Here is a 16,785-nt window from a genome sequence, read left to right as displayed (position 1 = left end):
TGAAAACCCTTCTTGGACCGCGTTAGACCGGTGCGCCGGGTTGGCCGGGCAGGCCGGGCTGGCCCAGCAGCCCGCCATCACCACCGAGGCCGCCGCCCCCGCCGGTCCCGGGGGGCGTGCCCGCCCCGCCGGAGCCACCGGTGCCGCCGCTGCCGCCCAGGCCGATCCACCCGGCGTCTCCGCCGTCGCCCGCGTCGCCGCCGTGGCCGCCGACGTTGTTGTTCAGGTTTGCGCCGCCCGTGCCGCCGGCCCCGCCGGTCGAGCCGTTGCCGAAGAACAGCCCGGCGTCTCCGGCGTCGCCGCCGTGCCCGCCGGCCGCGCCGACGCTCCCGCCGCCGTCACCACCTGCCCCGCCGGCACCGCCCGCCCCGCCCGGGCCGAACAGCGTCGCGGACGAACCGGCCCCGCCGGACCCGCCGGCCCCGCCGGTCGCGCCCAACGCGCCCGTCCCGCCGTCGCCGCCGGCCCCGCCGGCCGCGCCGTAGCCGAACAGCAGTCCGCTGTCCCCGGCGTCGCCGCCCTGGCCACCGGCCCCGGCCGCCGAGCCGGCGCCGGCCTGTCCGCCGTGGCCGCCGGCGCCGCCGGTTCCGCCGCTGCCGGCCAGGACCGCGGCACCGCCCGCGCCGCCGCTGCCGCCACGGCCGCCGCTGGCGGACGCGTTGCCGACGCCACCGGCGCCGCCGGCGCCGCCGTCACCGCCGCCACCGAGCACCCAGGAGCCGCGGCCGCCGGCGCCGCCGTCACCCCCGATGCCGGACCCGGGCACCGTCGTCAGCCCGGCGCCGCCGGTCCCGCCCGCGCCGCCGAAGCCGAACAGCACCCCGCCGTTGCCACCGGCCCCGCCCTCGAAGCCGTTGCCGTCGGCGATGACGGCGATGCCGTGGCCGCCGGTGCCGCCCGCGCCGCCGTTGCCGATCAGCCAGGCGTTGCCGCCCGCCCCGCCGGCGGTGTCGACGATGCCGCCGGTGCCGCCCGCGCCGCCGTTGCCGAGCAGGAACCCGCCGTCGGCGCCGCGCTGGCCGGTGCCGCCATCGCCGCCGTTGCCGACGAACAGGCCGGCCTTGCCGGCCGCGCCGCCGCCCACACCGTTGCCGCCGTCGCCGCCGTTGCCGAACAGCGGGGCGTTGCCGCCGGCGCCGCCGTTGCCGTTGGTCGAGGTGCCGGTGCCGCCGTCGCCGCCGTCGCCGGCGTTGCCGAACAGGAACCCGGCGTTGCCGCCGCGGGCGCCGTTGCCGGCAATGCCCGAGATCGCGCTGTTGCTGTCGCCGCCGGTCCCGCCGTGTCCGCCGTTGCCGATCACCCACGCGTCGCCGGCCGTTCCACCGGCCCCGCCGGAGCCGCCGGTGAAGCTGGTGGTGCCGCCGTTGCCGCCGTCGCCGCCGTTGCCGACGAAGAAGCCGCTGTTGGCGCCCGCGCCGCCGCCCCCGCCCGCGGCGCTGACGCTGGTGCCGCCGGCCCCGCCGTCGCCGCCGTCGCCGAACAGCCAGGCGGTGCCGCCGGCCCCGCCCGCGCCGCCCGCGCCGGTGCCGCCGGTGTTGCTGCCGCCGAGCCCGCCGTAGCCGCCGCCGCCGAACAGGAATCCGCCGTTGGCGCCGGCGCCGCCGGCCCCGCCGAAGGCGCCCGCGCTGTCGCCGCCGGCGCCGCCGAATCCGCCGTAGCCGACGATCAGGGAGTTGCCACCGGCCCCGCCGGCGCCGCCGTTGCCTGCGGCGCTGTCGCCGCCGCTGCCACCCCAGCCGCCGTTGCCCAGCACCCGGGTGACGCCGCCCTCGCCGCCGGCCCCGCCGGCTCCGGTGCCGCTGGCGTCGCCGCCGTCGCCGCCCCAGCCGGCGTTGCCGATGAGCGAGGCGTGCCCGCCCGCGCCGCCGGCACCGCCGGCCCCGCTGCCCGCGCCGTTGCCGCCGTCGCCGCCGGCTCCGCCGTGGCCCCAGAACGTCCCACCGGCCCCGCCTGCCCCGCCGGCCCCGCCGGCCGCGCTCGCGCTGGATCCGCCGGCGCCGCCCGCCCCACCGGTTCCGAATATCCACGAGCGCCCACCGGCCCCGCCGAGCCCGCCGGTGCCGAGTCCGCCGGTGCTGGCGCCGCCGTCGCCGCCGGAACCGCCGCTGCCGAAGAACAATCCGCTGTTGGCGCCGGCCCCGCCATTGCCGCCGTTACCCGTCGACGAGGCCCCGCCGGCCCCGCCGTTTCCGCCGTCGCCGCTGAAGAACCCCGCGGCACCGCCGGCTCCGCCGGTTCCACCGGCCGCTCCCGAGCCGCCGTTGCCGCCGCTACCCAGCAGCCATCCGCCGGCGCCGCCGGCGTTGCCGCTGCCCGCCGCGGCGTTGGCGCCGTTGCCGAACAACGGCCGGCCGGTCAGCCACAACCACGGCGAGAAGATGGCCGGTTGCGACGGGTACGGAAACGCCGCCGCGTTCGCGGTCTCGGCGAGGACATACTCGGCGGAGCTGGCCGACATGGCCCGGATGAACTGGTCGTGAAAAGCGGCCGCCTGGGCGCCGACGGACTGGAACGCCGCGCCGTGCGCGCCGAACAGCCGCGCGATGGCGGTGGACACCGCGTCCTGCCCCGCGGCCAGCAAACTGGTCGTCGGGGCGGCGGCGGCGCTGCGGGCCACCTCGATGGTGGAACCGAGCTTTGCCAGGTCCGATGCGGCGGTTGACAGCGCGTCCGTAGTCGCGATCACGTATGACATTCGGGGACCACCCAATTCGCTAGGTCACGACCTAGGTGGTGCTAGGTCGTGTATCGGCCCCCCGGCACGGTTCGCCCAGTTTTTGGGCGTGTTAAAGCGATATTCGTGCTCCCCTCCGGAGCAGAACGGCGTTCCGTCCCGGGCACGAATATTTGGTCTGCAATGCAGGTCTTTGGGCATGGCCGCGGCACCCGACCGGCCCGATAAGAAGGATAAACATATCGGGGCTCTATATACCTACTATTCCGCAAAATCGGCTGAATCATTCTTTTGGTATCTATACGGAGCCTGCCCATCAGCCATGCCCGGTTGACCTATTTTCGCGATACCGATGGTTCCGCCTCGACTCGCTTCGCAGCCGTGAAGTACCGTTGACATTCAAATACCCACGGTATTTAATCGGCGCCATGCCGACCCGCCTGCGCCGCGTCGAACAGGTCGAGCGCAACCGCGGCCTGGTCCTGGCGGCGGCCCAACGGGTCTTCGTCGCTCGCGGGTATGCGGGGGCCACGCTGGAGGCCATCGCCGAGGAGGCCGGGTTCTCCAAGGGCATCGTCTACTCCCAGTTCGGCGGCAAGCCCGACCTGTTCTTCGCGTTGCTGGAGCTCCGGGTCGAGGAGCGCGCGGCGCATTACCGACGGGCGGTGACGGGGCGCAGCGGCGCCGACGCCTTCCAGGCCGTACTCCGTGCCGGCGACGAAGACAGCGCATCCGATACCGGGTGGCAGTGTGTGCTGGCCGAGTTCCGGGCACACGCCGCGCGCGACCCGGAGCTGGACCGACGCTACGCCGACGTGCACACCCGCGCGGTCGACAACCTCGCCGCGGTGCTTGCCGAGGTCTACTCGACCGCCCGCCTGACGCCGCCGATCCCCGCCCGGTCGCTGGCCGAATTCTTCTTCGCCGTCACCACGGGCGTCATCCTGGAGCGCAGCGTGAATCCGGCCGCCATCCCGGACGGCGATATGGCCCAATTACTCTTTCCCGCAATGGGATTGACGTGGTGACCGCGCCTGCTAACCGAGGAAGCGTCTTCTCTGCTCGGTGATCTGCTCGGCGCTCATGAGCCCGGAATCGGCCAGTTTGGTGAGCAGCGACTGGGCTTTCGCGGCCAGTTCGGACAGCTCGGTGGCAATGTCGCTCACCAGCTGGGCCTGCGGTTGCGGCGACGGCGTCGGGGCGCTGCGCCCGGCTGTCCGGACGCGCTGGTCGCCGTGTCCCAGGCCGGCGGTACCGCCGACGACGCGCCCGGCCGCACCGGCGAGCGCCATTTCGGCGAACAGGTTGCCGGAGCTTCTCGCCAACGCTTCGGAAGCGCCGGTGCTGATCGGCAGGGCGTAGGCAACCGTGCGGTATGCCGGGGCCGACGCCGCCCAGCCTGGCGGGACGGACAATCCGCCGACGGGGATTCCCCGGCCGAGGTTGGCGGCCACGGACTGCGTCGATGGTCCACCGTTCGGCCCGCCCAGGATCCACTCCGGCAGCCTCGCGGCGCCCGGTCCGTTGCCGGTGAATGGTCCCTTGCCGGCGGCGTAATCACGGTCGGCATTGATCAGGAGGCCTCGCATCGTCGTCGACGCCGACGTGAACGAGGCCGTGGCGCTTGTCGAAGAAGCGGAAATACTCGTCGTCGCTATCGGAATGTCGATGGCTGTCAACGGGATCACCACCAACGTGAGGGCGACCAGGATCTGGTTCAGCGTGGGCCCGCTGAGCAGATCCGACAGCGAAGCCAGCGGGGTTGCCGACGGTGTTGTCAGCGCCTGCAGCACCTGTGGCAACGCGGTGATCACTTCGGGCCCCAGCGCAGCGGCAACCCCCGACGGGTTTGTGGTCGACGGCGGCGAACTGAACGGCACCAACGTCGACGCTGCGGCCGAGGACGCGGCGTAGCCGTACATCGAGACGGCATCCTGGGCCCACATCTGGGCGTATTCCGCTTCGGCGGCGGCGATCGCCGCCGTGTTCTGCCCGAAAAGATTGGTCGCAATCAACACCATGAGAAGGCTGCGGTTGGCCGCGACGATTTCCGGCGGCACCGTCATCGCGAACGCCGCCTCGTAGGCGCCCGCGGCGGCTCGGGCCTGGAGTGCGGCCTGTTCGGCCTGGGCGGCAGTTGCGTTCAGCCACAGAACAAATGGTGCTGCCGCCGCGGCCATCAATGCGGCTGACGGGCCCAACCAGGGCCCGGCGGTCAGGCCGGAAACCACCGTCGCATAGCTCGCGGCGGTGAAGCGCATTTCCGCGGTGAGCGCGTCCCACGCCGCCGCGGCGGAAAGCATAGGAGCCGAACCGGGGCCGGTATACATTCTGCCGGAATTGATCTCGGGCGCTAATGTCGCGAAATCCACGGTTCTTGCCCTCCTCAGCGACCGCTGCGGCGCCGTCGCGAGCCGCCTTCTGCCGGTGGTTGCCGACGAGTTACTGCACAGTCGCATCGACACGAGGAGCTTCGCAAGAAATTTGCTGTGATGACGCAACCCGGGTCTGGCGTGTCGCAGGGCGATGTGCACTACGGGCACAATGGGGAGCGTGAGCTGTGCGCCGGCCGACTGGGGGGATAGCGGGCTGGCCTGGCTGACCGGCCCGCCCGACGGCCCGCCGGACTTCTCCCGCGCGAACGTGCTGGGCCGCGCCAGGGCAATCGCCGCCGACGCGGCGACGCTGCTGGCCGGGCGGGCCGCGCTGCTCGGCCTGACCCGAGGTGGACGGGTCTCGGCCGGTGGCGCCACCCGACTGCTGCGGTCCCGTGACGGCTGGTGCGCGATCACCCTGTCCCGCCCCGACGACGTCGCCGCCGTGCCCGCGCTGCTGGAGGCCGACGACGTGCTCGCCGACCCGTGGCCGGCGCTGAATGACTGGGCCGCAACCCGTCTGGCCGCCGAAATCACCGAACGCACAGGTCTGCTCGACATCCCCGCCGCCGCGCTGGGCGAGGCCGAGGCGACGCCGCCGCGGGTGCGCCGCCTGGGTCCGTCGGCGCCGCTGGGCGAAGAGGCGGGCCTGCTGGTGGCCGACCTGTCGTCGATGTGGGCCGGTCCGCTATGCGGGGCGCTGCTGGCCCGCGCCGGAGCCACCGTCGTCAAGGTCGAAAGCCCACGCCGCCCCGACGGCACCCGCGCCGGCAACCGCGCCTTCTTCGACTGGATCAACGGTCAAAAGCTGTCCTACTGTGTCGATTTCGACCGTCACGCCGACGACGTGCGCGAGCTGCTCGCCGCCGCCGACATCGTGATCGAGGGCTCCCGGCCCGCGGCGCTGGCGAGGCGCCGCCTCGGGCCCGACGACATGCCCGCCAAGCCCGGCCGAATCTGGTTGCGGATCACCGGATACGACGGGAACCCCGACCGTGCCGCGTTCGGCGACGACGCCGCGGTCGCCGGGGGCTTGGTGGGCACCGGCCCCGTGTTCTGTGGCGACGCCATCGCCGACCCGCTGGCCGGCCTGGAAGCGGCCCGCGCGGTGACCGAATCGCTGCGCCGCGGCGGCGGTGAGCTGATCGAGGTGGCCATGGCCGCCGTCGCCGCCGGCTACGCGGAACTTCCTGCGGGCGAAGCGGTCTCGGCCCACGCCGCCCCGCCGCCGCAGTCGCCGCGGGTAACCGGATCGGCCCCCGCGCTCGGTGCCGACAACGACGCCGTGCGCCGACTGGTCACCGAAAGGCGCTGCCTGTCATGCTGATTCGCAACGCTACCCTGCTCGACGGCCGGCTGGTCGACCTCCGCGTCGGTGAGCGCATCGAGGAAATCGGTACCGAGCTGGAAGCCGGGCACCGGGAGGGTGTGCTGCACGCCGGCGGCGGAACCGTGCTACCCGGCCTGCACGACCACCACGTACACGTCCGGTCGGCGGCTGCCGCGCTGGACTCGTTCCTCGTCGGCCCGCCCGGCGTCAGCACCAAAGAGCAAATGGCGCAGCTACTGTCGAATGCCTCACCGGGTCCCGACGGGTGGATCCGCGCGGTCGGCTACCACGAATCGGTGGCCGGCGACCTGGACCGGGACGCCCTGGACGAGGTGGTGCGCAAGGTCCCGGTGCGCATCCAGCACCGCAGCGGCGCGCTGTGGATCCTCAACTCCGAAGCCCTGGGCCGTGTCGGCCTCGCGGAGCATCCCGACGGGCGGCTGCGCGCCGCCGACCGCGGCTGGTCGGACGCGGTGTCGCGGCGCGAATCCGACCTGGCCGACCTCAGCCGCCGGATCACCGCGACCGGCGTCACCGGCGTCACGGACGCCACCCCCGACCTCAGCGCCGACGACATGGTCGCGTTGATGGTGGCGCACCGGCACGGCGAGTTCCGGCCGCGGCTGCGTTTCCTGGCGCCGGCCAAGAAGATTCTGCAGGACGACCACCTGGACCTGGATTCGTTGGCGCAGTGGATCAGCGAGCAGCACGCCGACGACAACCCGGTTGCCGTGCACTGCGTGACCGCCGCCCAACTCGTCGTCACCATCGCGGCGCTGCGCGCGGCCGGCGGCCACCCGCTGGACCGCATCGAGCACGCGTCGGTGGTGCCCGACGACAGCCTCGCCGACCTGGCCGAGCTCGGCGTCACGGTGGTCACGCAGCCGAATTTCGTTGCCGAGCGCGGCGATCACTACCTCAGCGACGTCCCCGCCGACGAGCACCGCCAGCTATGGCGGGTCGCCTCGCTGCTGAATGCTCAAGTGCCGGTGGCGTTCTCCACCGACATGCCCTTCGGGCACGGCGACCCGTGGACCGCGATGCGCGCCGCGGTCTACCGCACCACGCCCAGCGGATCCGTGCTGAACGCGGACGAACGCGTGTCCGCGCGAACGGCTTTGACGCTCTTCCTGGGCCGGCCCGAGCGGCCGGGCCGGTTGCGGAGCGTCGAGGTCGGGCAGCCGGGGGACCTGTGCGTGCTGACCGAGCCGCCGGACACGGTGCTGGCCGAGCTGGACGCCGGCCTGGTGGCCGCCACCGTCATCGGCGGGCAGTTGATCTACTTCGCGATGTGACCGGCGATGTGAGCGGCCCGCAGGACGTCGCACTGGCTGTCGAAAAACCGCCGCGCCACACCGACTTTCGGGGCCACCAGGTCGAACCCGTGGAAGGCGCCGGGGACCACCTCGACCTCGCACGGCACCCCGGCGTCCTTCAGGCGTTCGGCGTAGGCGAGGTCCTCGTCGTGGAACAGGTCGTTGCTGCCCACGCCGATCCAGGCGGGCGGTAACCCGCTCAGGTCGGCGCGCCGGGCCGGCACGGCGACGTCGGGGTCGGCGTTGCCGAGGTACGCCCACCAGCCGAAGGCGTTGGCGCGGGTGTTCCACAGCCGGTAGTTCGGTTTGTCGGCCGTCGCCGCACTGCGATCATCCAGCATCGGGTACACCAGCAGCTGGAATGCCGGCGTCATCTCACCGCGGTCGCGGGCCAGCAGGGCCAGGGCCGCCGCCAGCCCGCCGCCGGCGCTGGCGCCGCCGATCGCCACCCGCTGCGGGTCCACCGCGGGCAGCCCGGTCAGCCAGGTCAGCACGGAGTAGCAGTCCTCCAGCGGCGCGGGATACGGATGTTCCGGCGCCAGCCGGTAGTCGACCGACGCCACCGTGATGCCCAGCCGCCGGCTGAACCCCTGGCAGATGCGGTCGTCCTGTTCTGCGGTGCCGAACAGGTAGCCGCCGCCGTGGATCCAGACCAGCGCGGGCGTCGGCTCGGTGACACCGACGGGCCGGAACAGGCGGACGCCTGCGCCGGATTCCAGGGTCAGCACCTCGGCGTCGCGGACGCCGCCGCCGCGCAGCCCGGTCAAGAACCGCATCAGCGGCAGAGTTCGCGGTCCGACCATCTGGCGGGGAGCCAGGCGAGAGATCAGCCGCAGGTCGGGGTGAACCGGGTGAACGTCGGCGTTCGGCATCGGTCCAGTATGGCCGTCTCAGCCGTGGGCGCCGGACTTGCCCTTGGCGCCGGCCGTACCGTTTTCGCCGCCGCTGCCGTTCTGCGTCGCGCCCGTGCCCGCCACTCCGCCGTCGCCGCGCGCCCCGCCGGCGCCGCCCTCGCCGCCCACGCCTGCGTGCCCGGCGCCGCCGGTGGCCCCCGCGAGGCCGAGCAGCGCCTTGCCACCGGCGCCTCCGATGGTTCCGCCGGCTCCGCCCGTTCCGCCCGTGCCGCCGGCCGCGCCGTCGCCGCCTTGGCCACCGTCGCCGCCGATGACCCGCGCCCCGACGGGACCGTGATTGTCCGCACCCGCTCCGCCGGCCCCGCCGGCCCCGCCGTCTCCACCGGTTCCACCCGTCCCGCCGGTGCCGGCGCTGCCCCCGTCGCCGCCGCTGCCCAACAGCCCGCCGGCCCCGCCGGTGCCGCCCGCGCCCCCGGTCCCGCCGGTGCCGCCGATCGCGCCGACGCCGCCGTTGGCGCCCGCGCCCCCGGTGCCGCCGTCCGCGCGGCCGCCGCCGGACGACACGGTCGCGCCCAGCTCGTTGGTGCCGCCCGCGCCGCCCGCGCCGCCGGCGGCTCCCGTCCCGCCGGTGCCCCCGGTTCCGCCGGCGCCCCCGGTGCCGCCGTTGCCGATCAGCAGGCCGCCGCGGCCGCCCGTGCCGCCGACGCCGCCGGTGCCGCCGGTACCGCCGGACACGTTGCTGGCCGCCCCGTTCGCGCCGTTGCCGCCGGCGCCGGCCGTGGCCTGGGTGCTGCCGGACGCCGCGCCGCCGTTGCCGCCGTCGCCGCCCGCGCCGCCGGACAGCGAGCCGATCACCCCGTCGCCGCCGCGCCCGCCGAAGGCCGCGCCCGAGGCGGTGGTTGCGGAGCCGCCGGCACCGCCGTCGCCGCCGCTGCCGCCCCCGACGGTGGTGCCCCCGTGGCCGCCCGCGCCGCCGATGGCCATGCCGCTGGTGGTGGTCACCGAGCCGCCCGCGCCGCCGGTGCCGCCGGTCATGCCGGCGCCGCCGTTGAAGCCGTCACCGCCGGCGACGCCGGTGAGCGCGCCGGAGCCGGACACGGGGTCGATGTTGGCGCCGTGTTGTGCCGTGCCGGTGTAGGCCGGGTTGGCGCCGGGGATCCCGGTCAGGCCCGTGCCGCCCTGGCCGCCGGCCCCGCCGTTGCCGAAGAGCACGGCGTTGCCGCCGGTGCCGCCCTGCGCGGCCGTGCCGCCCTGCCCGCCCGTCCCGCCGTTGCCGAACAGCAGGCCGCCGGAGCCGCCGCTGCCGCCGGCCGCGCCCGCCCCGCCCTGTCCGCCGGTGCCGCCGGTGCCCAGCAGTCCCGCGGCGCCGCCGACACCCCCGGCGGCGCCGGGTTTGGTGCTCGCCCCGCCCGTGCCGCCGTTGCCGAACAGCAGGCCGCCGGCCCCGCCGGCCTGGCCCACCCCGTCGATGGTCTGACCGGCGGCGCCGTCGCCGATCAGCGGGCGTCCGAGCGCGAGCTGCGTCGGGGCATTGATCACGTCCAGCACGCCTTGCAAGGGGGACGTGTTGGCGGCCTCGGCGCTGGCATAGGCGCCCGCGCCCGCGGTCAGCGTGCGCACGAACTGCTGGTGAAACGCCTCGACCTGCGCGCTCAGGGCCTGGTAGCCACGGGCGTGGCCGCCGAACACCGCCGCGATAGCCGCCGACACCTCGTCCTCGGCCGCGGCCAGCACCCCGGTGGTGGGGGCCGCCGCGGCGGCGTTGGCGGCGCTGACCGACGACCCGATGCCGGCCAGGTTCGACGCGGCGGCCGCCACCGCCTCAGGAGCCGCGAACACAAACGACATGGATCACCCCCTCATCCGGCAACTCGCGGATCGTAACGCGATCCGGGGCGCCATATGCTGCGTTCGCGTTGGTTGAGAACAACGGGGCCGGGGTATCAACGGCAGAAATCCCGAGGGGACGTTCACATGCTGGGTCACCTGTACGACCGGGCGCTCGACGGCGAGCGATGTTGGATCCGGCACGAAGGCGGCGAGGTTCGTCCGTTGCCCGCGCACCGCTGGCTGCACAACCGCGCCGGCCGCGACGGGGCCTTCGACGAGGCCTCGGACGAAGCCTTTGACGAGGCGGTGACGCAGCTGTGCAGCGGGCCGACCATCGAGTTGGGTTGCGGCCCCGCGCGGTTGGTGGCGCGACTGATTCGGCGGGGGATACCGGCGCTCGGCGTCGACCGGTCCGCCACGGCGATCCGCCTCGCGGGCCGCGGCGGCGCGCCGGCTCTGCTGGGCGACGTGTTCGACGCGCTGCCCGGCGTCGGCCGCTGGCAGACGGTGCTGCTGGTCGACGGCAACGTCGGCCTGGGCGGGGATCCCCGGCGGATCCTGGGCCGCGCCGCCGAGTTGCTGGCGGCCGGCGGGCGCTGCGTCGCCGAGTTCGACGTCGAAGCCATCGGCATCCGGACCAGTTGGGTACGGCTGGAAACCGGTCATGACGTGGGACCATGGTTCAGATGGGCATCGGTTGGCGTCGACAGCGCGGCGGTGCTGGCCGCGCAGGTGGGTCTGACGCTGGCGGGCGTCAGCCTGATCAGCGGCCGGGTGATCGCGAGCCTCGCTTCCCGATAGTGCCGCGGTTTCGCAGTCCGCTGCGTGGTCCGTGGCTGACGTCGGTGTTCGGGCTGGTGTTGTTGGTGGCGCTGCCGATCATCACGATCACCGGGCTGCTGTCCTGGGTCGCGTATGCGCCGCAATTCGGGCAGGCCATCCCGGCCGACGTCGGCTGGCTTCGGCTGCCCGCGTTCACCTGGCCCACCCGCCCCTCCTGGCTGTACCGGCTGACCCAGGGTCTGCATGTGGGGCTGGGCCTGGTGATCATCCCGGTGGTGCTGGCCAAGCTGTGGTCGGTGATCCCGCGGCTGTTCGTCTGGCCGCCCGCGCGGTCGATCGCCCAGCTGCTGGAGCGGCTGTCGTTGCTGATGCTGGTCGGGGGAGTGCTGTTTCAGATCGTCACCGGCGTGCTGAACATCCAGTACGACTACATCTTCGGGTTCAGCTTCTATGACGCCCACTACTTCGGGGCGTGGGTCTTCATCATCGGCTTCCTGATGCACATCGCGCTCAAGATCCCGCACATGATCGCCGGGCTCAGGTCCCTGTCGATGCGAGAGGTGTTGCACACCAGCGTATCCGAGACCCGCCCGCAGGAATCCGACGCCGCCGGGCTGGTGGCCGCCGACCCCGCCGAGCCGACGATGAGCAGGCGCGGCACGCTGGCGCTGGTCGGCTCCGGTGCGCTGCTGATCGCGGCGCTGACGGTGGGGCAGACGCTCGGCGGTGCGGCCCGCGGCGCCGCGTTGCTCCTGCCGCGCGGTCGGGGCCGCGATTTCCCGGTCAACAAGACCGCCGTGGTCGCCGGCATCACGCCGGAGCGTGTCGGCGCGGACTGGCGGTTGACGCTGCGCGGCGGGCAGTCGGAGGTGGTGCTGGACCGCGCCGCGCTGGCCGCCCTGCCGCAACGCACCGCGCGGCTGCCGATCGCCTGCGTGGAAGGCTGGTCGACGGTGCAGACCTGGAGCGGGGTGCCGCTGGCCGAGCTGGCCCGCGCGGCCGGCGTGTCGGCGCCCCGGTCGGCGCGGGTGTCGTCGCTGCAGCGGGGCGGGGCGTTCAGGGAAGCGACGTTGCAGGGCAACCAGATCGGTGACCCCGATGCGCTGCTGGCGCTGCGGGTCAACGGCGCCGATCTGCCGCTGGACCACGGCTACCCGGCCCGGATCATCGTCCCCGCGCTGCCCGGTGTGCACAACACCAAGTGGGTCGCATCGATCGCGTTCGAGGCCTGAGATGTCGCTACTGACAAAGCATTTCGCCCGCCATTACGGATCGCATCCCATGCACCTGCTGACCATGGTGGCCGGGTTTGCGTTGCTGGGCTATGTGCTGGCCACCTTCAAGCCGGCCACGCTGTGGAACCCGGACCATTGGTGGCAATCGATCGCGGTCTGGTTCGCCGCCGCGGTCGTCGGCCACGACCTGCTGCTCTTCCCGATCTACGCGCTGGCCGACCGCCTGATATCCGTCCGCGTACGCCCGCGACGTCACCCGAAAGTGTCGGCGCGCAACCACATTCGGGTTCCCGCGCTGGCGGCCGCGCTGACGTTCGTGATCTTCTTGCCCGGCATCATCGAGCAGGGCGCGCCGACCTATCAGGCGGCGACCGGACAGACGCAGCAACCGTTCCTCGGCAGGTGGCTGCTGCTCACGGCGGCCCTGTTCGCCGCCAGCGCCGTTGTGTACGGCGCGCGGCTTACCGTCAGCGCGACGCTGGCGAACAGACAAACCGCTTTCAACAGCAATAATGCTGATTCCGGCTAAACACGCGCGCGCGCAAATTTTCGGCGCCGCAGATTAGCAGGGTTCAAACGTAGTTTCTGCGAACTGCGTGGGGGTACGCTCCCAAACATGACGGCGAGGGGGCCACGCATGAAGCCCTATGTGAAATGGTTGCTACGGGCGCGTCCTACGGACTATATGCTGGCGCTCAGCGTTGCGGGGGCTTCGCTGCCGGTGGTGGGCAAGCGGCTGGAGCCGTTGGGCACTCTGGCTGCGGTGGGCATCTGGGGCGTCAAGAATGCGCCGGATTTCGTGTCGGCGGCGACGAAACGCCCCCGCACCCCGGGTATCACGGAGGAAGAACGCCGCCGCGACCGCGAAAGCACCAACGAGGTGTCCATCGCCGCCCTGCGCGGGGTGGTGTCGTCGGCCGACCTCGACGTCGAGTGGCCTGCGGCCCCGAACACGCCCCCCATGTGGGAGGCCCTACGCCAACGCCCCTACCTCTACCGCCGCGGCGTCCACTACGGGAACAGCCCCGCCCAGACGCTCGACGTGTGGCGCCGCAAGGATCTGCCCGACGGACCCGCGCCGGTGCTGATCTTCGTGCCCGGCGGCGCCTGGGTGCACGGCCGGAGCATGCTGCAGGGCTCCGCGCTGATGTCGCGGCTGGCCGAGCAGGGTTGGGTGTGCCTGGCCGTCGACTACCGCGTCTCGCCGCACCACCGCTGGCCGCGGCACATCTCTGACGTCAAGACCGCGATCGCGTGGGCCCGGGCCAACGTCGACAAGTTCGGTGGCGACCGCAATTTCGTTGCGGTGGCGGGATGTTCGGCCGGTGGACACCTGGCCGCGCTGGCCGGGCTCACCCCCGACGACCCGTACCACCAGTCGAAGCTGCCCGAAGGCGCGGACAGCTCGGTGGACGCCGTCGTCGGGATCTACGGTCGCTACGACTGGGCGGATCGCTCCACCCCCGAGCGCGTCCGGTTCGTCGACTTCCTGGAGCGGGTGGTGGTGCAGAAGTCGATCGTGCGCCATCCCCACGTGTTCCACGACGCGTCGCCAATCCACCGCGTGCACCGAAATGCGCCGCCGTTCTTGGTGATTCACGGCAGCCGAGACCGGGTGATCCCGGTGGAGCAGGCCCGCGGCTTCGTCGACCGGTTGCGGTCGGTGTCCACGTCACTGGTCAGCTACGTCGAGTTGCCCGGCGCGGGCCACGGCTTCGACCTGCTCGACGGACCCCGCGCGGGCGCCATGGCGCACGCGACGGCGTTGTTCCTCAATCAGGTTCACCGCAACCGCACGCAGTTCGCGAAACGGGTTATCTGAGTCCGGCCGGCGATTGTAAGGTCGCCGTATGAAGCGGCTTAGCGGGTGGGACGCGGTACTGCTGTACAGCGAGACGCCTAACGTGCACATGCACACCATCAAGGTCGCGGTGATCGAACTAGACGAGCAGCATCGCGGCTACTTCGATATCGAGGCGTTCCGCCAGGTGATCGCCGGGCGGATGGACAAGCTGGTCCCGTTGGGCTGGCAGCTGGTTGACGTGCCGCTGAAGTTCCACCACCCGATGTGGCGGGAGAACTGCGAAGTCGATTTCGAGTACCACATCCGGCCGTGGCACGTGGCCGCCCCGGGTGGCCGGCGCGAGCTGGACGAGGCGATCGGGCAGATCTGCAGCACGCCGCTGGACCGGGCGCATCCGCTGTGGGAGATGTACTTCGTCGAGGGACTGGCCAACCACCGGATCGCGGTGGTGGTCAAGATCCACCACGCGCTCGCCGACGGGGTGGCCTCGGCGAACCTGATGGCACACGGCATGGACCTGATGCCGACGCCTCAGGTCAGCTCCTACACTCCGGATCCGGCGCCCTCCAAGCTGGAGTTGATGACGTCGGCCTTCGCCGACCACATGCGGCACATCGGGCGCATCCCGGCGACCGTGCGTTACACCGCCGAGGGCGTGGGCCGGGTGCGACGCAGCTCCCGCAAGTTCTCCCCGGAGCTGACCCGGCCGTTCACACCGCCACCCACCTTCATGAACCACCTGCTGACCCCCGAACGTCGATTCGCTACCGCGACACTGGCTTTCGCCGACGTGAAGGCGACCGGCAAGAAGCTCGGCGCGACCATCAACGACATGGTGCTGGCCATGTCCAGCGGTGCGCTGCGCACGCTGCTATTGCGCTACGACGGCACGGCCGAACCCCTGCTGGCGTCGGTGCCGGTTGCCTACGACTTCTCGCCGGAGCGCATCTCCGGCAATCGCTTCAGCGGCATGATGGTGGCGCTGCCGACCGACTCCGACGATCCGCTGGAGCGGGTGCGCGCCGCACACGACAATGCGGTATCCGCCAAGGAAAGCCACCAACTCATGGGGCCGGAGTTGATCAGCCGCTGGGCCGCCTACTGGCCGCCGGCGACGACGGAAGCCCTGTTCCGGTGGATGTCGGGCCGCGACGGGCAGAACAAGGTGCTCAACCTGAACATCTCGAACGTCCCAGGCCCGCGCGTCCGCGGACAGGTCGGCGGCGCGCTGGTGACGGAGATCTATTCGGTGGGACCGTTGACCGCCGGCAGCGGCCTGAACATCACCGTCTGGAGCTACGTCGACCAGCTCAATATCTCCGTGCTGTCCGACGGGTCCACCGTCAAGGACCCGCACGAGGTGACGGAGGCCATGGTCGCCGACTTCATCGAAATACGTAGGGCCGCTGGGCTTTCCGAGGAGCTGACGGTCGTCGAGACCGCCATGGCTCCGGCCTGACCCGCGCCAGTTACCATCAGCACTGTGAGCGACGAAGCTACCGAACCCGAAGTCCTGGTCGAACAACGCGACCGCATCCTGATCATCACCATCAACCGACCCAAGGCCAAGAACGCCGTCAACGCCGCCGTCAGCCATGCCCTGGCCGACGCGATGGATCGCCTCGACGCCGACGCCGGCCTGTCGGTGGGGATCCTGACCGGAGCCGGCGGGTCGTTCTGTGCCGGCATGGATCTCAAGGCGTTCGCCCGCGGCGAGAACGTCGCCATCCAGGGGCGCGGCATGGGCTTCACCGAACGCCCGCCCGCCAAGCCGTTGATCGCGGCGGTGGAGGGATACGCGCTGGCCGGCGGGACCGAGCTGGCGCTGGCCACCGACCTCATCGTGGCGGCCAGGGACTCGGCGTTCGGCATTCCCGAGGTCAAGCGTGGCCTGGTGGCCGGTGGCGGGGGACTGCTGCGGCTGCCGGAGCGCATCCCGTCGGCCATCGCCATGGAGCTGGCGCTGACCGGTGACAGCCTGTCCGCCGAGCGCGCCCACGACCTAGGCCTGGTCAACGTGCTGGCCGAGCCGGGGTCGGCGCTGGACGCGGCGATCGCGCTGGCCGAGAAGATCACCGCCAACGGCCCGCTGGCCGTGGCCGCCACCAAGCGGATCATCGTCGAGTCCCGCGGCTGGACCCAGGAGTCCCGCTGGGCGGAGCAAATCAAGATCCTCGCCCCGATCTTCATGTCCAACGACGCCAAGGAGGGCGCGATCGCGTTCGCCGAGAAGCGCGCGCCCCGCTGGACCGGGACCTGAGCCTTTGGCGCGGTCGGTGACTGTTGGAGGTTGGCTCCGCTCCTGCACCCCAATTCCGTCACCGATGTCTTGAGGTATGACCGCGTCTGGTCGGCTAACCGGAGTCAGTGCTGACCGATCAGGGAGGCGCGCTGTCCACGCGCGCATTTTTGTTGAGGCGACGAAGCACCGTTTCGCGGGCATTCTTGGTGAGTCAACGCGTCACCGATGTCCTGCGAGACAGCGCAATCGTGTCGGTAGGGTTCGGTATAGTCGAAAGTATGTTCGAATCACAAGGTGTGGCTGAGCCCGAGCCCGAGCCCGAGCCCGAGTCTGGGCCTGAGC

The 16,785-nt window shown here is 72.4% G+C and carries 13 protein-coding genes; 9 read left to right on the top strand and 4 right to left on the bottom strand.

Annotated elements, in window-relative coordinates:
• Positions 1-22: 22 nt before the first annotated feature.
• Complete coding sequence (locus tag AC5Y5V_RS16865) at positions 23-2,695, bottom strand: PE family protein (RefSeq protein ID WP_499937435.1); 2,673 nt, start codon at positions 2,693-2,695, stop codon at positions 23-25.
• 407 nt (positions 2,696-3,102) lie between these two features.
• Between AC5Y5V_RS16865 and AC5Y5V_RS16860 the strand changes: the two genes are divergently transcribed.
• Positions 3,103-3,702 carry a TetR/AcrR family transcriptional regulator gene (locus AC5Y5V_RS16860; protein WP_499937433.1) on the top strand — a complete coding sequence of 200 codons (600 nt, stop codon included), beginning with the start codon at positions 3,103-3,105 and terminating at the stop codon, positions 3,700-3,702.
• Positions 3,703-3,711: 9 nt separating this feature from the next.
• Here the strand turns inward: AC5Y5V_RS16860 and AC5Y5V_RS16855 are convergent, their stop codons facing one another.
• Entirely contained in the window at positions 3,712-5,046 is a 1,335-nt protein-coding gene (locus AC5Y5V_RS16855; protein WP_499937431.1) for a PPE family protein, read from the bottom strand.
• Between the two features lie 172 nt (positions 5,047-5,218).
• Here AC5Y5V_RS16855 and AC5Y5V_RS16850 point away from each other — a divergent pair, with 172 nt between their 5' ends.
• Both AC5Y5V_RS16850 and AC5Y5V_RS16845 read left to right on the top strand, forming a co-directional pair.
• Positions 5,219-6,376, top strand: a complete 1,158-nt coding sequence (locus AC5Y5V_RS16850; protein WP_499937429.1) for a CoA transferase — start codon at positions 5,219-5,221, stop codon at positions 6,374-6,376.
• Positions 6,370-7,674, top strand: coding sequence for an amidohydrolase family protein (locus AC5Y5V_RS16845; RefSeq protein WP_499937425.1), 1,305 nt, complete (start codon positions 6,370-6,372; stop codon positions 7,672-7,674). Before AC5Y5V_RS16850 ends, AC5Y5V_RS16845 begins: the two co-directional genes overlap by 7 nt.
• Here AC5Y5V_RS16845 and AC5Y5V_RS16840 read toward each other — a convergent pair.
• Positions 7,659-8,567 (bottom strand): alpha/beta hydrolase, encoded by a 909-nt coding sequence (locus AC5Y5V_RS16840; RefSeq protein WP_499937422.1) that lies wholly within the window; start codon positions 8,565-8,567, stop codon positions 7,659-7,661. The two genes, AC5Y5V_RS16845 and AC5Y5V_RS16840, sit on opposite strands and share 16 nt — an antisense overlap.
• A gap of 18 nt (positions 8,568-8,585) precedes the next feature.
• Positions 8,586-10,397: a PE family protein gene (locus AC5Y5V_RS16835; RefSeq protein WP_499937420.1), complete on the bottom strand. Its 1,812-nt coding sequence runs from the start codon at positions 10,395-10,397 to the stop codon at positions 8,586-8,588.
• Positions 10,398-10,523: 126 nt separating this feature from the next.
• On the opposite strand from AC5Y5V_RS16835, the gene AC5Y5V_RS16830 reads away from it, so the two are divergent.
• From AC5Y5V_RS16830 to AC5Y5V_RS16805, 6 genes are all read left to right on the top strand, one after another.
• Positions 10,524-11,180 (top strand): class I SAM-dependent methyltransferase, encoded by a 657-nt coding sequence (locus tag AC5Y5V_RS16830; protein ID WP_499937418.1) that lies wholly within the window; start codon positions 10,524-10,526, stop codon positions 11,178-11,180.
• Entirely contained in the window at positions 11,180-12,394 is a 1,215-nt protein-coding gene (locus AC5Y5V_RS16825) for a molybdopterin-dependent oxidoreductase (protein WP_499937416.1), read from the top strand. Before AC5Y5V_RS16830 ends, AC5Y5V_RS16825 begins: the two co-directional genes overlap by 1 nt.
• A 1-nt stretch (position 12,395) precedes the next feature.
• Entirely contained in the window at positions 12,396-12,926 is a 531-nt protein-coding gene (locus tag AC5Y5V_RS16820; RefSeq protein ID WP_499937414.1) for a hypothetical protein, read from the top strand.
• An 87-nt stretch (positions 12,927-13,013) separates the two neighbouring features.
• Positions 13,014-14,219 (top strand): alpha/beta hydrolase, encoded by a 1,206-nt coding sequence (locus tag AC5Y5V_RS16815; RefSeq protein WP_499937412.1) that lies wholly within the window; start codon positions 13,014-13,016, stop codon positions 14,217-14,219.
• 28 nt (positions 14,220-14,247) lie between these two features.
• A complete protein-coding gene (locus AC5Y5V_RS16810; RefSeq protein WP_499937410.1) occupies positions 14,248-15,660 on the top strand; it encodes a WS/DGAT/MGAT family O-acyltransferase in 1,413 nt (470 codons plus the stop codon).
• Positions 15,661-15,675: 15 nt separating this feature from the next.
• A complete protein-coding gene (locus tag AC5Y5V_RS16805; RefSeq protein WP_499937696.1) occupies positions 15,676-16,461 on the top strand; it encodes a crotonase/enoyl-CoA hydratase family protein in 786 nt (261 codons plus the stop codon).
• Positions 16,462-16,785: the final 324 nt, after the last annotated feature.

This window comes from Mycobacterium sp. NGS68, assembly GCF_059812195.1.
The sequence above is the reverse complement of the archived record's forward strand: the minus strand, read 5'-3'. Positions and strand labels throughout refer to the sequence as shown.

Excerpts from the sequence above, each read along its gene's own strand:
- AC5Y5V_RS16865 (WP_499937435.1), bottom strand. The coding sequence starts at position 2,695 with ATGTCATACGTGATCGCGACTACGGACGCGCTGTCAACCGCCGCATCG.
- AC5Y5V_RS16860 (WP_499937433.1), top strand. The coding sequence starts at position 3,103 with ATGCCGACCCGCCTGCGCCGCGTCGAACAGGTCGAGCGCAACCGCGGC.
- AC5Y5V_RS16850 (WP_499937429.1), top strand. The coding sequence starts at position 5,219 with ATGGGGAGCGTGAGCTGTGCGCCGGCCGACTGGGGGGATAGCGGGCTG.
- AC5Y5V_RS16845 (WP_499937425.1), top strand. The coding sequence starts at position 6,370 with ATGCTGATTCGCAACGCTACCCTGCTCGACGGCCGGCTGGTCGACCTC.
- AC5Y5V_RS16840 (WP_499937422.1), bottom strand. The coding sequence starts at position 8,567 with ATGCCGAACGCCGACGTTCACCCGGTTCACCCCGACCTGCGGCTGATC.
- AC5Y5V_RS16835 (WP_499937420.1), bottom strand. The coding sequence starts at position 10,397 with ATGTCGTTTGTGTTCGCGGCTCCTGAGGCGGTGGCGGCCGCCGCGTCG.
- AC5Y5V_RS16830 (WP_499937418.1), top strand. The coding sequence starts at position 10,524 with ATGCTGGGTCACCTGTACGACCGGGCGCTCGACGGCGAGCGATGTTGG.
- AC5Y5V_RS16820 (WP_499937414.1), top strand. The coding sequence starts at position 12,396 with ATGTCGCTACTGACAAAGCATTTCGCCCGCCATTACGGATCGCATCCC.
- AC5Y5V_RS16815 (WP_499937412.1), top strand. The coding sequence starts at position 13,014 with ATGACGGCGAGGGGGCCACGCATGAAGCCCTATGTGAAATGGTTGCTA.
- AC5Y5V_RS16810 (WP_499937410.1), top strand. The coding sequence starts at position 14,248 with ATGAAGCGGCTTAGCGGGTGGGACGCGGTACTGCTGTACAGCGAGACG.